The organism is Yaniella halotolerans DSM 15476, assembly GCF_000420805.1.
In the GTDB taxonomy this organism is placed as follows: Bacteria; Actinomycetota; Actinomycetes; order Actinomycetales; family Micrococcaceae; genus Yaniella; species Yaniella halotolerans.
In genome coordinates this window covers 554,603-568,200 of the sequence record NZ_ATVQ01000001.1, presented here as the reverse complement: position 1 = coordinate 568,200, position 13,598 = coordinate 554,603, and the positions used below count along the sequence as shown (strand labels likewise).

8 protein-coding genes and 3 pseudogenes are annotated in these 13,598 nt (G+C 57.9%); 5 read left to right on the top strand and 6 right to left on the bottom strand.

The genetic code is table 11. The features are described from left to right. Positions 1-88: 88 nt before the first annotated feature. Positions 89-3,862 (bottom strand): immunoglobulin-like domain-containing protein, encoded by a 3,774-nt coding sequence (locus G583_RS0102675; protein WP_169558756.1) that lies wholly within the window; start codon positions 3,860-3,862, stop codon positions 89-91. Positions 3,863-4,282: 420 nt separating this feature from the next. Here G583_RS0102675 and ectA point away from each other — a divergent pair. The 4 genes and pseudogenes from ectA to G583_RS16165 form a co-directional block, all read left to right on the top strand. Next, positions 4,283-4,780 (top strand): annotated as a pseudogene (ectA, locus tag G583_RS16870) (diaminobutyrate acetyltransferase); the annotation flags it as partial. A gap of 63 nt (positions 4,781-4,843) precedes the next feature. Continuing rightward, positions 4,844-6,136 carry a diaminobutyrate--2-oxoglutarate transaminase gene (ectB, locus tag G583_RS13845; RefSeq protein ID WP_029629206.1) on the top strand — a complete coding sequence of 431 codons (1,293 nt, stop codon included), beginning with the start codon at positions 4,844-4,846 and terminating at the stop codon, positions 6,134-6,136. Positions 6,137-6,188: 52 nt separating this feature from the next. Beyond that, entirely contained in the window at positions 6,189-6,662 is a 474-nt protein-coding gene (locus tag G583_RS13840) for an ectoine synthase (RefSeq protein WP_022869650.1), read from the top strand. A gap of 215 nt (positions 6,663-6,877) precedes the next feature. Continuing rightward, positions 6,878-8,158 carry an OmpA family protein gene (locus G583_RS16165; protein WP_022869649.1) on the top strand — a complete coding sequence of 427 codons (1,281 nt, stop codon included), beginning with the start codon at positions 6,878-6,880 and terminating at the stop codon, positions 8,156-8,158. An 80-nt stretch (positions 8,159-8,238) separates the two neighbouring features. Here G583_RS16165 and G583_RS0102650 read toward each other — a convergent pair whose 3' ends face one another. The 4 genes from G583_RS0102650 to G583_RS0102635 all read right to left on the bottom strand — a co-directional run bounded on the left by G583_RS0102650 (position 8,239) and on the right by G583_RS0102635 (position 11,650). Further along, the gene (locus G583_RS0102650) at positions 8,239-9,084 is read right to left on the bottom strand and encodes an urea carboxylase-associated family protein (RefSeq protein ID WP_022869648.1); all 846 of its coding nucleotides are present in this window, start codon (positions 9,082-9,084) and stop codon (positions 8,239-8,241) included. An 18-nt stretch (positions 9,085-9,102) separates the two neighbouring features. Further along, a complete protein-coding gene (gene ald, locus G583_RS0102645; RefSeq protein ID WP_022869647.1) occupies positions 9,103-10,245 on the bottom strand; it encodes an alanine dehydrogenase in 1,143 nt (380 codons plus the stop codon). Between the two features lie 21 nt (positions 10,246-10,266). Beyond that, positions 10,267-11,349 (bottom strand): tellurite resistance/C4-dicarboxylate transporter family protein, encoded by a 1,083-nt coding sequence (locus G583_RS13830; protein WP_022869646.1) that lies wholly within the window; start codon positions 11,347-11,349, stop codon positions 10,267-10,269. A 103-nt stretch (positions 11,350-11,452) separates the two neighbouring features. Then, positions 11,453-11,650: a hexameric tyrosine-coordinated heme protein gene (locus tag G583_RS0102635; protein WP_022869645.1), complete on the bottom strand. Its 198-nt coding sequence runs from the start codon at positions 11,648-11,650 to the stop codon at positions 11,453-11,455. A gap of 51 nt (positions 11,651-11,701) precedes the next feature. Between G583_RS0102635 and G583_RS16510 the strand changes: the two are divergent. Further along, positions 11,702-12,274: pseudogene (locus tag G583_RS16510) on the top strand (transposase); the annotation flags it as partial. 7 nt (positions 12,275-12,281) lie between these two features. On the opposite strand, the pseudogene G583_RS13825 reads toward G583_RS16510, so the two are convergent. After that, a pseudogene (locus G583_RS13825) lies at positions 12,282-13,481 on the bottom strand (IS110 family RNA-guided transposase). Positions 13,482-13,598: the final 117 nt, after the last annotated feature.

Below are 13,598 nucleotides of genomic sequence, written 5' to 3'. Positions count from 1 at the left end.
ACAGCATTATTGGGAAAGCATCTGGCGGTGCACCTCGTCACCGAGATACACCGCCAGATCAGTATTGAGTTATGTCGTAGCGTGCTTCCTACATCTGTTGGCGACGCTTGGCAATGAGCATGGCCATACCCGCGGCAATCGCGAGACCACCAAGTGCTGCTATCCACCCGATGCTGGCGCCAGTACTGGCCAACCATCCGGAGGAATCGTTAGTGTCAGCGACCCGCTCTGTATCAGCAGTGCTACTACCGCTATCTGTTCCAGGGCCGGTACCGGCTGCGGTGGTGTCCGAGGTCTGGTCGTTTTGAGCGCTCTCAGTGGGTTCCTCTTCCGAATCCGTAGCCTCGGTGACGGCCACGGTGCGTTCGAAGGTCGTTTCGTTGCCAGCATCGTCAGCAACACGGTAAGTCAGTGCGTAGTCACCAAGGGCTGCGGTATCGACTTCGCCTTCGACCTCGAGGTCATCGGTGGTCAGGGTCGCACAGTCATCGGTGATGTCGATGCCAGTCAGTGGATCGAACTCAGCACCAAGCTCGATAGCGTTGTTGGTTGCGGTGATTTCTGGATCCGTGCGGTCGCGGAGTAGCTCGATGGTATCGACCACGGTGCCGTCGAGTTCCACGGTCTTTGCGGTGACCGTACACTGATCGACTTCCACACCGGTGATGTTCTGCTCGTACTGCTGGTCACGGAAACGTGCTTGGAAACCGTCCCGGTATTCGCTGACATCTCGCAGGCCATAGTACTTGGAACCGCTCGCGGAGTTCGCGGTGACGAACAGGGTTTCGCCTTCTTCGGGGGTGACTCGAACGTGCATGCCCTCATCCAACCGTGGGCTGGATTCTGTGCCTTCATAGGTCAGAGGAGGGGTATCGGTTTCCTGAGCTGGCACAGCAGCAGCCTCAGGTTCAACGACATCACCGTTTGCATCGACGATCGTCTCAGACGCAGCAGGATCAACCTGGTTGCCTTCTGCATCGATCAGGAAGCTCCGGGAGTAGGAGTGGTCGTGGCCGGTCAACACAACATCGATGTCGAGGTTGTTGATGATCGGGCCGAGGCCATCACGAATGTCGTTCGTGGTGCCCGACGTCGAGTGGTTGGCCACACTGTAGAGCGGGCGGTGGAAGGTCAACATGGTCCAGTGAGCGTCATCGCCCTGTTCTGCGATCGTGGTCTCGAGAAACTCACGGTGATCATCCCAGTCTCGGTATTCAGTACTGATATTCAGGTGCAGCACACCGTTGTGTTTGAACCAGTAGGTGCCTTCGGACGTATCGTAGTCCGCCAGGTTGGGCTGGTTGTAGTGCTGGTGGTAGAGCCGCTGTGGGAACCCACTCATGGAGTCGTGGTTGCCAAGCGTCTGGGCGAACGCGTTGGTTCTCATCTGCTCTGGGGCCAGGTAGGCGTTGTACTCGTTGACGTTGCCGCTGTAGTCGTTGATCTGGTCGCCGGCAGAAAGCAGGAATTGCGACTCAGGGAAGAGCTGATCATTGGCATCGAGGGCGTTCTGCCAGCCCGCTGCGTCACCTGCGACGTTGCCTGATGCGCCAATTTGTGGGTCACCGAAGAACGTGAAGGTGTGTTCCAGATCCTGTTCGAAGACCTCGAACTGTGCGATGTCTGACCAGCCGCCCTCGTCTGAACCGACGCGGTAGCTGTACGTACCCGGTGTCAGATCAGACAGGGTGGCGTGGGCATAGTCGCGACCGAAATCAGCGCTGGAGTCTTGTTCGGTTGTCTCGACGGTGATTGCAGCAGCTGGCATGGTGTCGTGTGCGCCCTCGGCCAGTTGAACAGACTCAGCTACACCGGAGTCAGTGAACCAGGAGAGACGACGCTCGGTTGAATCAGCGCCCATACCCAACAGGATGGAAGTCTGCCCATCGTTGGTGGCTTCGATCTGGTCGAAATCCAAGTTCTCGAGTCCGAAGTAGATGTCGGAACTGGAATCGCGACCCTGATGGAGCTGGACGGCGATGGTGTTCTCGCCGGCTTCCAGATGCTCGTTGGGCACAATGAACTCCCCACGGTTGGGGGCGCTACTGTTGGAACCGCCGTACACCATGTTTCGGCCTTCGCCCTCGTCGGCGAAGTCGAGACCACCGTCGTGGAATCCTTCGATGCGTTCCCCGTTGACGTGGACAATGGCTGCGTCATCGTAGCGCAGCGAACCGCGCAAGACGGTGTCGTCGGTCAGATCTGCTGCATCGATTGTGACGTCAGTGCGGAAGAAGAAGGCTTCCTTATTCAATCCGTCGGAGTCTGGGTAGTACTGATCCAGCAGGTTGTCTGGATAGTAGCCACCGTTGAGCTCTTCTTGCTCGCCGCGCAGTGCGCCGAAGCTGCCGCCGGTACTGGACGACCAGTCAGCGTCATCAAATTCCGGTGCGGTCCAGTCGGTGCGGTTTTCGAGACCATCGGATGGGTCGGTGCCGTTATCCAAATAGCTCCACGCCTGCGTGCTGTCCGCCAGGGGTGGCTCTTCGAAGTCCAGGGACTCCATATCGAAGTAAATGTCTGAGCTACCGTCGCGGCCCTGGTGCAGCTGAACGGCGATGGTGTTTTCGCCTTCGACCAACAGATCGGTCGGTACCGTGAACTGTTCCAGAATTGGAGCGGAGCTGTTGGACCCACCGAAGACCATATTGCGGTCTTCGCCATCTTCGGCAAATTCCAGATCGCCGTCGTGGAAACCAGCCACGCGCTCGCCGTTGACAAAAATCGTCACCGCATCGTCGTAGCGGATAGAGCCGTTCAGGATCAGCTCGTCTTCAAGATCAGCGGCTTCAACGCTGAAATCGGAGCGGAAAAAGAACGCTTCTTTATTGTCGGACGTATCCTCGTGGTACTGATCCAACAGATTATCTGGCAGGTGGCCGCCGCTGAGTTCTGCGTGTTCGCCGCGGAGGGCGCCGAAGCTCCCGGGTGCAGTGTCCCAGTCCGCATCATTGAACTCGGGGGCCGTCCAGTCGGTTCGATCCTCCAGGCCATTGGCCGGATCGGTTCCGTCATCCAGATAGCTCCATTCCTGCCCGTCAATCAGCGCCATCGGTTGGCTCGCTGCGGCTTCTGGGGAGGCTTCAGCTGCTTCAGGTGCTGGCGAGTCGGATGCTTCGTCCGCTGGTGCGACTGCATCAGTGTCGGCCTCAGTATCGGGACTGGTTTCAGTCTCGGAGCCGGTGAGCTTCAGTGACTCGAACTGGAAGTAGACGTCCGAGCTTTCCTCGTTGGCCTGATGCAGTTGTACCGCGATAGTGTTCTCGCCGGCGTTCACCACATCAGTGGGGATAGTGAACTGCTCTTGAACTGGAGCGTCCCGGTCAGGGCCGCCATAGACCATATTGCGATCATCGCCGTCGTCAGACAGGGCCAGCTGATCGTCGCCAAAACCAGTCACGCGTTCACCGTTGATATACACAACAGCGGCGTCATCAAAGAGCAGCGAACCGGTGAGTGCTGAGTTGTTTTCCAGCGCTGCGGCGTCGACGGTGAAGTTCGCGCGGAAGAAGAATGCTTCGGTATTCGCGCCCTCGTCGTCGTATTGGTCCAACAGGTTCGCTGGTGTGTGGCCGCCTTCCAGAGCGGTGGCTTCACCGTCGTTTGCGCCAAAGCTTCCGTGGCCGGTATTCCAAGCTGAATCATCAAAGTCAGCTGCGGTCCAGGCGGTGCGAGTGGATTCTCCATTGGACGGATCGTTGCCGTCGTCCAGATAGGACCATTGGCTGGTTTCGTTCAGGAGCTCGGTATCGGGCTCGGGGTCTACTTGCTGCGCATGCGTGGGAGCGATGAAGACGAGGCCGGAGGCAGCGAGTCCAAAGGCCAGGGTTGTTGCCGGTAGCCATCGAGATATGCGAGTCAAGGAGTGGTCACCTCCAGGTGAAATGCGTGAGTCATGAGTGGTTGACTCAGTGATCATGTCGCGTTGATCTAAACGATAAGGCCCGGTGAAGCGAAGTCCTGACCCATGAAAAGTAAAGCTGAAGTGAACTCGGCCGGATGCATCAAGCGCCCAAATTCCGGCCGGATAGAACGTGTCGTGCGCCACAACAAGTGGAAGTCTTGGCGGTTGGTTCGACCGCCGAGGTTACGGGACGATAACAAGATTGTAACGAAATGATAACGGGCGAACGGGGGTTTCCGGGGTGCAGGTAAGGTCGTTGAAAGCCGCAGCATCTTGCGACAGGATGGCGGTATGAGCGGCCTCGAACACGGCCTGTTTGGCTAGATCTGGGCTCATTTTCAGGTTGCTATATGCGCTCAGTTCGCTAATCTGAAACCCATGCCTCATTCCGAAACTGAAAACGAACATTCTCGTTTCACTATAGATCTGCGTGCGCCGCAGATGTCCGACGGGGCCGCCATGTGGCAGCTGACCCGAGACACCGGCGTACTGGATCTGAACTCTTCGTATCAGTATCTCTTGTGGTGCCGGGACTTCTCGGCAACCAGCGTGGTCGCTGTCTCTGACCACGACGAGCAGCTGCTGGGCTACATCACCGGCTTCATGCGTCCCGACGATCCGGCCACCTTGCTGATCTGGCAGGTCGCCGTCGATGACGCAGCACGTGGCCACGGTTTGGCCAGCCGCATGCTCGACTACCTGGTAGACGCCACCTCGGCGCAGCGCCTCGAGACCACCGTGACCGACGACAACGTCGCGTCCAACCGGCTGTTTGCCTCACTGGCCGATCGCCACGGCGCAACCCACAACATCACACCGCTATTCACCCCGGATCTCTACCCGGACAACCACGACACCGAATATCTACACAGTATTGGTCCACTGACACCCACGTCAGCGACGAACACAACCCAGAAGACGACCCTGGAGGGGAACACCATGGACACCAGTATTTTTGAAACGACAGAATCCGAAGTACGCAGCTACAGCCGCGGCTGGCCAACCGTCTTTACCAAAGCATCCGGATCGATCATGACCGATGAGCAGGGTAAAGACTACATCGACTTCTTCTCCGGCGCCGGCGCACTGAACTACGGTCACAACAATCCTGAACTGCGCTCCGAGCTGGTCGAATACATGACCTCCGATGCTCTGGTGCACTCACTGGATATGATGACCCCGGCCAAGCGCGACTTCCTGCAGACGTTCAAAGAACTGATCCTTGCCCCTCGCGACCTCGACTACAAGGTCATGTTCCCAGGACCAACGGGTACCAACACCGTTGAGGCCGCGCTGAAACTGGCCCGTAAGGTCACCGGCCGTCAGCACATCCTGTCGTTCACCAACGCATTCCACGGCATGACCCTTGGTTCACTGTCGGTTACCGGGAACTCCATGAAGCGCAAGGGCGCAGGCATGGCCCTGACCAACAGCTCGAAGATTCCATACGACGACTACTTCGATGGTGAAACCCCAGACTTCCTGTGGCTCGAGCGCGTACTGGAAGACTCCGGCTCCGGCGTCGACAAGCCAGCCGCGATCATCGTCGAAACCGTCCAGGGCGAAGGTGGCCTCAACGCTGCACGCACCGCATGGTTGCAAGAACTCCGCGAACTGACCGCTCGTCACGACATCCTGCTGATCGTTGACGACGTGCAGGCCGGTTGTGGACGTACCGGCACATTCTTCAGCTTCGAAGAAGCCGGCATTACCCCAGACATCGTCTGTGTCTCCAAATCCATCTCCGGTTACGGCCTGCCAATGGCCCTGACTCTGTTCAAGCCTGAACTCGACGTCTGGGCTCCAGGCGAGCACAACGGCACCTTCCGCGGTAACAACCCAGCATTTGTCACCGCCACTGCTGCCCTGCGCCGCTACTGGGCTGACGACTCCTTCGAAAAAGGTCACCTCGCCAACGTCATCGACACCATCCAGGATGCGCTGACCAAGATCGCCATCGAAGTTGAAGGTACGTCCGTCAAAGGCCGTGGCCTGTTGACCGGTCTGTCCTTTGACGACGCCGAGATCGCCGGCAAGGTTGCTGCAGCCGGCTTCGAAAAAGGCCTGCTGATGGAAACTTCCGGTCCAAAGGACGAAGTGCTCAAGCTCATGCCAGCTCTGACCATCGAGCTTGATGTGCTGGAACGCGGACTGAGCATCCTGGCCGAAGTGATCAGCGAAGTCACCGGTCAGGACATCACCCTTGTCCTGAACGAAACAGCGAAGGTCTAAGACCTCTTCGCGTTTCCACGACCACACACTTTTTCACAAAGGAAGACTTGCAATGATCGTTACCCAGTTAGAAGACCTCAACGATACAGAGCGCGACGTTACCTCCGAAACCTGGCGCTCACGCCGCATCGTGTTGGCCCGCGAAGGCGTTGGCTTTTCGATGCATGACACCGTGATCTACGCCGGAACCACTTCGACGTTCCACTACGAGAATCACATCGAAGCCGTCTACTGCGTCCAGGGCGAAGGCACCCTCACCAACGAAGAAACCGGCGAAGTCCACGACCTGCGCGACGGTACTTTGTACCTGCTGGATGGCCACGAGAAGCACACCGTGCGCGCCACCACTGAGCTGCGTATGGCCTGCGTGTTCAACCCACCGGTCACCGGGCGTGAAACTCACGACGAATCCGGTGTCTACCCGTTGGTGACCGAGGCAGAAGCTGACCGCAAGGTGCCAACTGGTCCTCGCGTTGGCGAAGAAACCAAGATCGCTAGCCAGGCTGACGCCTCTATGAACTCCTAGTCACCAGCAAGTAACGGCAGAACGGCGGGTGTCGCACCATAGGTGCGGCACCCGCCGTCATTGTGACACGTATGATGCCCAGGTCATCTGCACGTGTGTAGCGATGACATCGGCTGAAAAGTCTTTAATGATGCGTGTAACTTTCCTGCTGTATCGAACGACTCACAGGCACCACAGCTATATCAATCGCGGAGACTAACCATTGGGGGAGACAAATGACCACCAGTAAACCCACCAGCTTGTACAGAACCCTGGGCCTGGCACTGCTGAGTTCCTTCGCGCTGAGCTCGTGTGCCCCGGAAGAAAGAGCAGGCTTCCGTGACGAAGAAGCCGCCTCGCAGGAAACCGAAGCGGTCGATCAGGATGATGAAGACACCTATTCTGGCGACTCCCTGGTCGCCGAAGTTGATGACCCCGTCGAATTTCAACAATGTCTCGACGCCGAAAATATCGACGGCGCCACCGTTGAATGGCTAGACGACGTCGTCATCCCTGAAGAGGAGCTGGAAGGGCTCTCAGCCGACACGGTTGAAGTCGCCGGCCAAACAGTAGAAGTGCCTGGTGCTCCAGCTATCGTCATACCAGAGCGAGTCGGCCAAGGTGGATGTCTGATTGAATACCCTGCACCCGGCGGTTGCCTACCGGCAGTGGAAATCTCGGGTTCGTTCATCCCCGGATACCGCATCCCCGAACGCACGGTGCCGGCCGTTGAACTCCCCGATGGGACAGTATTGCATGAGCTCGTCCAAGAGGAAATCATCTCGCCAGCTGTCGAACAAGAGGGTGAATACCAGGAACAGGTCTGCCAAACTGAACCCGATGACGCGGAAGAAGGCGACCACATTGCGCACGTGTATCGTCCACATATTCACCGGCCCCACATCTACGCTTCCCGTAGCCACAACAGCCGCGAGAATCGTCTCGGAGTGACCACGGAAAGCGGTGACCGCGTCCCATCAACGCGGCTACCCAGCTACCGAGTCGACAGTATGCGAGTGGATTCAGCCCGCGTCGATAGCGACCGCTTGGATTCATATCGTGTGGAAGGAACGGAGCACACGGAATACTCCGAACACGATGAGACCACCTCGTACACCACTGAAGGTGACGTGCTCTTCGATAGTGATCAGCACGCGCTCCGCTCTGAGGCCGAGACCGAACTCCAGGCTATTGCCGACGACATTGGAGAACGCGACGAGAGCTACACTATCCGGGTAGAAGGCCACACGGATGATCTGCCGTCCCAAGAATATGCCGACAACGCGGAGCTATCCGAACAGCGCGCAGAAGCTGTCGTCGAATGGTTGCGAGACAACAGCACCGTGTCATCCGGGGACGTAACAGCGGAAGGCATGGGTGAGGACCATCCCCGGGCGGATAACAACTCCAAGGAGGGTCGTCAACAAAACCGTCGGGTCGTCATCACCGTTATCCCGAAGGATTACGAACCCGAAATTGACTACGAAGTCGATGGTTCAGATGCCGATGCCCAGTAGGTGTCCCTTGGGTTTCCGCCGATACCGCAGCTCGTTACCTGCTTGAGCTTATATTTTGGACTACGTCAGCTTGTGGTTGATTACTGTGTCCAGTCGTGGCTCTTCATGCCATGCTGTCCTGCGTAGGCCGCACGCTCAGGTGGGATCCACCCCTCGAGGAGATCGTTATGGAGGGAAAAGACCTCGACGCCCAGTGGATTGCATACGCTGAGCGCATCGCCGGCATCTGGGCCGAACATCGGCACCGAGAGATCGCCACCCGGACAGGTGGAGAGTGCGACGAGTAGATCAAACTCGGCAAAGAATTCAAAGTAGTCTCCGCGTTGCGCCGGGGAGGTCTTCATAAAGTACTCGTCGGCCGCATTCAGGCCAGTGCACTGGAAAACATTCAACACATCGTGCACGTCGAATTCCGTGAGATGGAACGGCGCTATGGCCCGTGTCAGGTTCGAATGGCAATGGTAATCAAAGTCTTCACCTTCAAGCATGCGGCTGACATACGGGTCGCAGCGGGTGCCCAGCAGATCGTGCACTCTGCCGCCCTCGGTGTCCTGACCGTAGTCGCGCAGTGAGTCACCGATGATGGTCACCATCGGCCGCAGAAACGGCAGAGTTGACCAGAGACGGTCGAATTCCGTTACGTGAGCAGCCTGCAGCTGCCGGGTCCTGGCAGCCCACATTCGTTCTCGCGGGTCGGCCAGATTCCAGAAATTCATATCGGCCACCTGCGCACCCTCGATGGTCGTTACACGGCACACATGTCCGGCAGGCACAACCCAGGCCCGACCCGAGCGGATGGGAACCGTGAGTTCTGTAACCAGTTGCTGCTGTTGACCGGTGCGATCCCGGATTGCCGCATAGAACGTTTCATCGACATCTAGCGGTCCACCGGGTGCAGCTTGATAAGCGGCTTTGGTCAGATCCATCGTTCCTGCCACCTCCACTTAGGCGTTGGCGAGCACATCCTCAACGGGTGTGAAGTCGTGTGCCTGGTTCAGCGATAGCTGGTCTGCCATAGCATCGAAGACACCGCGGTGTACCAGCTGACCGTTATGTGCATTGAGACCAGCGGCCAAGCCAGCATCATGAGACAGTGCCCCGGCCCAACCCTGGGAAGCAACACGTTGGATGTAGGGCAGCGTGGCATTGGTCAACGCCGCAGTGGAAGTCTGCGGGACACCACCAGGCATATTGGAAACACAATAGTAAATCTTGTCGCCCACCAAATAGGTGGGATCTTGGTGCGTGGTTGGACGCGAATTTTCAAAACAACCGCCCTGGTCAATAGCAATATCAACCAATACAGAACCAGGCCGCATGGTTTCTACCATTTCGGCGGTCACAAGTTTTGGCGCCGCAGCACCCGGGATAAGCACCGAACCGATGACCAGGTCTGCATCTGCCACGGCTTCGGCGATGTTCATGGCGTTGGAGGCCAACGTATCGAGACGGCCTTGGTGGGTTTTTTCAAGTTCGGCCAAGCGTTCCAGGTTCAGATCAATGACCTTCACATTGGCACCCATACCCGCAGCAATCACGCCAGCTGCTTCACCGGCGACACCACCACCAATGACGACGACGTTGGCACGGCGGGTCCCGGGAACACCACCCATCAGTACACCCGAGCCACCCTGGGACTGGGTGAGATGGTAAGCACCAGCAACGGGGGCGAGCCGACCGGCCACCTGGCTCATCGGAGCCAACAGTGGCAGTGCGCGACCACGAGTCACGGTTTCGTAGGCGAGCGCGGTGACCTTGGAATCCAAGATGGCCTTGGTGCATTCGGCAGAGGCCGCCAGGTGCAGGTAGGCGAACAGAATTTGACCTTCGCGCATTTGCGTGAGTTCCTCACCCACCGGTTCTTTGACCTTCAGGATCATCTCCGCGCGTTCCCATACCTGGGCTGCATCGTCAACGATTTCGGCACCGACGCTGCGGTAATCCTCATCCGCAATACCCGAGCCAATTCCGGCTCCGGCCTGCACCAAGAGGGTGTGGCCGGCTTCGACGAGCTCGTGCACACCACCCTGGGTCAGGGCAACGCGGTTTTCGTTATTCATAATTTCTGTGGGTACACCAATCAACATGGTTTCAGAATACTCCTTTTCTCAGCGCCGGGGTGAGATGCGCGGCACAATGGCGCGCAGCATTGCGACAAAGGTGATGCTCCAGGCGGTCACAGCCACCCACATCCACGCCGTCCCCACGGCTTCCACAATCGGTAAGTCATTGACCCTGCCAAGATATATTCCGGCCACCGAGTACATGCCCAGCGGGAACACAATGCTCCACAAACCGGGTGCATAGACCAGCGGGACACTGCGTATTCCATGGCGCCAGATGCCGATGCCAAACAGTGCCGGGATCATCCAGGTCGCAAAGCACCACAACAACACGGCCATACCGGCCACGAGCCCACGCGTGGCATCAACCATCGGCGAGGACGCCATTTCAGCGATCCGGGTTGCGGCCACCACGGTGATAGCAAGGGCTCCCATAGACACCCAGTAGGGTGGGTTGAATTCGCGTGGATCTAGTGGATAGCTCATCATGCGAAGGGCTACGAATACCGCGACGGCAACATAGAGCACCAAGCCAATCGACCACGCGAAGACTGCCGTGATCGCGAGGATGTCACGGATGCCGCCGGCCAGCACCGGTTCCAGGGTGGCAGCCAGTACGGCCACTGATTGCGCGCCCACGACCCAGACAAACCAGGAACCGTTGGCGCCTTTGATGATTGGACGTTCAGCTTTGCCCAGTACTGCGACGACCGGGACCAGGTACCCCAGTGCAAGCCAGGAGCTGGCTGCGATCACCAGTAGGACGGCGGCGGTCGTCCACCAGCCGGACAGTGCCAGCCGCGAGCCCAGCACACAGGTGCCCGCCACGAACGTGAAGAAGCCGAAGGACTGGCGGATATCATAAAAGTCCTCGGCCATAGCGGACCGGTGGGCGATGAGCCGCCACAGGTTCAGCCCCACCAAAGCCACATAGGCCACCGCCGCGATGAGCAGTAGCACTATGGACGCGATGAAGTAGCTGCGCAGGTGAAGACCGATTGAGACGATGCTGCTGCCCATCACCAGGGCAAAGTAACCGGGAGTCAGATCGCGCGGACTCCACCACGGTGTGGTCGTTGGCGTAGTGCCATGCGTATGGGACTGTTGCTGATATTGGATGGGTTGCACGGTGCTTCTTTCGCGGCTTTGCTGATGCTATCTCAACACCATAAACCTATCGCCCGCCACAATGGGCGGGCGATGTCTCAAGATTGCAGGTTGGTGCCGTGCGTTAGTCGCGCCAGTAGTTGGCGGCCGCTACAGTCGCGAATTCAACGGCGACGACGTGGGCGGCCATGGTCAGCGAATCGGCGTTGGTGGCATAACCGGGACGCAGCATCTGGCGAGTATCGCCATCTGGCTGGATGGCGCCGGTAGTTTTGCGTGACAACATGATCGCCAGTGGCCTGACCCCATTTTTTAGGTCCAATCGTTATGTGAGTCCATAACCCTGAGGTTTTCGGGGAGAATGGATCATACGATGAGTAATCAACGAAAGCGCCACACTCCGGAACAGATAGTTCGGAAGCTTGGCCAAGCAGATCGCCTTCTCGGTGAAGACAAGACCGTGGCTGACGTGTGCCGCGAATTGGAAGTCGCTGAGCAAACCTATTATCGGTGGCGCAACCAATACGGTGGCATGAAAGCCAACGACGCAAAACGCCTGAAGGAACTCGAGAAACAAAACGCCACACTGAAACGGCTGCTGGCTGAGGCTGAGCTGGAGAAAGCCGCGTTGAAAGAACTTGCAGAGGGAAACTTCTAGGCCCAGGCAGACGCCGTGCTGCCATTGCTCACTTGCTCCGGTCGTTTGCGATCAGTGAGCGTATGGCATGCCGTTTGGCTGGGCTGTCCCGCTCTGCCTGGCGCAGACCGCTGAACCAGGACACCGTGGTGGACCCTGATCAGCCGTTACGTGCCTGGTTGTGCCAATACGCCAAGGAGCATCCGCGATGGGGATATCGCCGTGCCTATCATGATGCCCGGGGGCCAAGGATGGCACGTCAATCACAAGAAAATTCAGTGTCTGTGGCGGGAGGGGGGTGCTTCTATAGTTTTCGTCAAGCTGCTGTTGCAAGTTGAGTAGGCCGGGATTCGTAGAAGGTGCCGTCTCTGAGCATCGCGAAGAGCACGTCTGATCTGCGTCGAGCGAGGGCGATGATGGCTTGATTGTGGCGCTTTCCTTCGGCTCGTTTTCTATCGTAGTAGGCACGGGACACGGGATCGCCTTTGATCGAGGCGAAGGCTGACAAGAACAGGACGCGTTTGAGGACTTTGTTGCCGCGTCGGGACGGACTCTCACCACGGATTGAGGTGCCAGACTGCCGAGTGACCGGTGCGATGCCAGCATAAGATGCTAGATGAGCTGCGGATTTGAAGTCTTTACCGACCACTTCGGTGAGAATGCGTGCGGCAGTCCTGACTCCAACACCGGGCATGGAAGTCAGGACTTCGGTAAGAGGGTGCGCATCAACCACCAACAAAATTTCAGCTTCAACATCACTGCGTTGCTGCGTGAGTTGCTGTAGTTGGGCAGCTAAGCGACCAATAATATGCTCAGCAGCATGAGTGCCGGTCACGATAGTCGTTTGCTCGGCTAATGCCCTAAAGATCTCATCGGTCAACCGTGCTGCCATGCGCGGCGCAAGCTTTTTGAGCCGAGCTCGAACGTGGCCTCGACCGGCGCGTTTCAACCCCGCAGGAGTTGGATACCTGCCGAGTAAATCAACGACTGCTGGGTGTGCCAACCGTGGCCCCAGCACGCGCTCTAATGCTGGATGGATCTGCGTCAGCAGCCCTCTGAGCCGATTGCGGACTTGAGTCAGCTGGGCTGCCAGGTCATCATCAAAACCACACAGCATTGACAACTCCGCGATCTGTTCTTCAGCCACGGTGATACCCCGCAGCGTGTGTGGCATGGTGCGGGCAGTTTCGGCAATGATGTAAGCATCTCGGGCATCCGTCTTCGCCTGACCCGGATGCAGATCAGCGACTCGACGCATCGTCAGTCCTGGCAACTACGCCACCTGAGCATCCATCTGCTGAGCTACAGCGACAACCAGCGCACCGATAGTTTTCGGCTGGTCTACTACGACCAGCAACTCGCCGTGTTTGGCGACAAGATCTGTCAGGAGTTCCTGAATCTTGGGCTCGGATTGTGGCAGCGGTTTGTCATGCACCACCCCGCCCTCCTGATTGACTGCGGTGGCGTGATGCTGAGACTTTCCGACGTCGATACCAACGAATACTTGGGGTTCCATATCGATCACCTTCTTGGGTGCGTTCCAATAAAAACAAGGTGACCGGTGGTTCGTGCGTTCACATCCACGTTACGAAGACCCACAAAATTTTGGAGCGTGCTTCTATTAGCGATCCGA

What these genes read in the sequence shown, in the direction of transcription:
- G583_RS0102650 (WP_022869648.1), bottom strand. Translation starts at nt 9,084, where the DNA reads ATGGATCTGACCAAAGCCGCTTATCAAGCTGCACCCGGTGGACCGCTA.
- G583_RS13840 (WP_022869650.1), top strand. Translation starts at nt 6,189, where the DNA reads ATGATCGTTACCCAGTTAGAAGACCTCAACGATACAGAGCGCGACGTT.
- ald (WP_022869647.1), bottom strand. Translation starts at nt 10,245, where the DNA reads ATGTTGATTGGTGTACCCACAGAAATTATGAATAACGAAAACCGCGTT.
- G583_RS16165 (WP_022869649.1), top strand. Translation starts at nt 6,878, where the DNA reads ATGACCACCAGTAAACCCACCAGCTTGTACAGAACCCTGGGCCTGGCA.
- ectB (WP_029629206.1), top strand. Translation starts at nt 4,844, where the DNA reads ATGGACACCAGTATTTTTGAAACGACAGAATCCGAAGTACGCAGCTAC.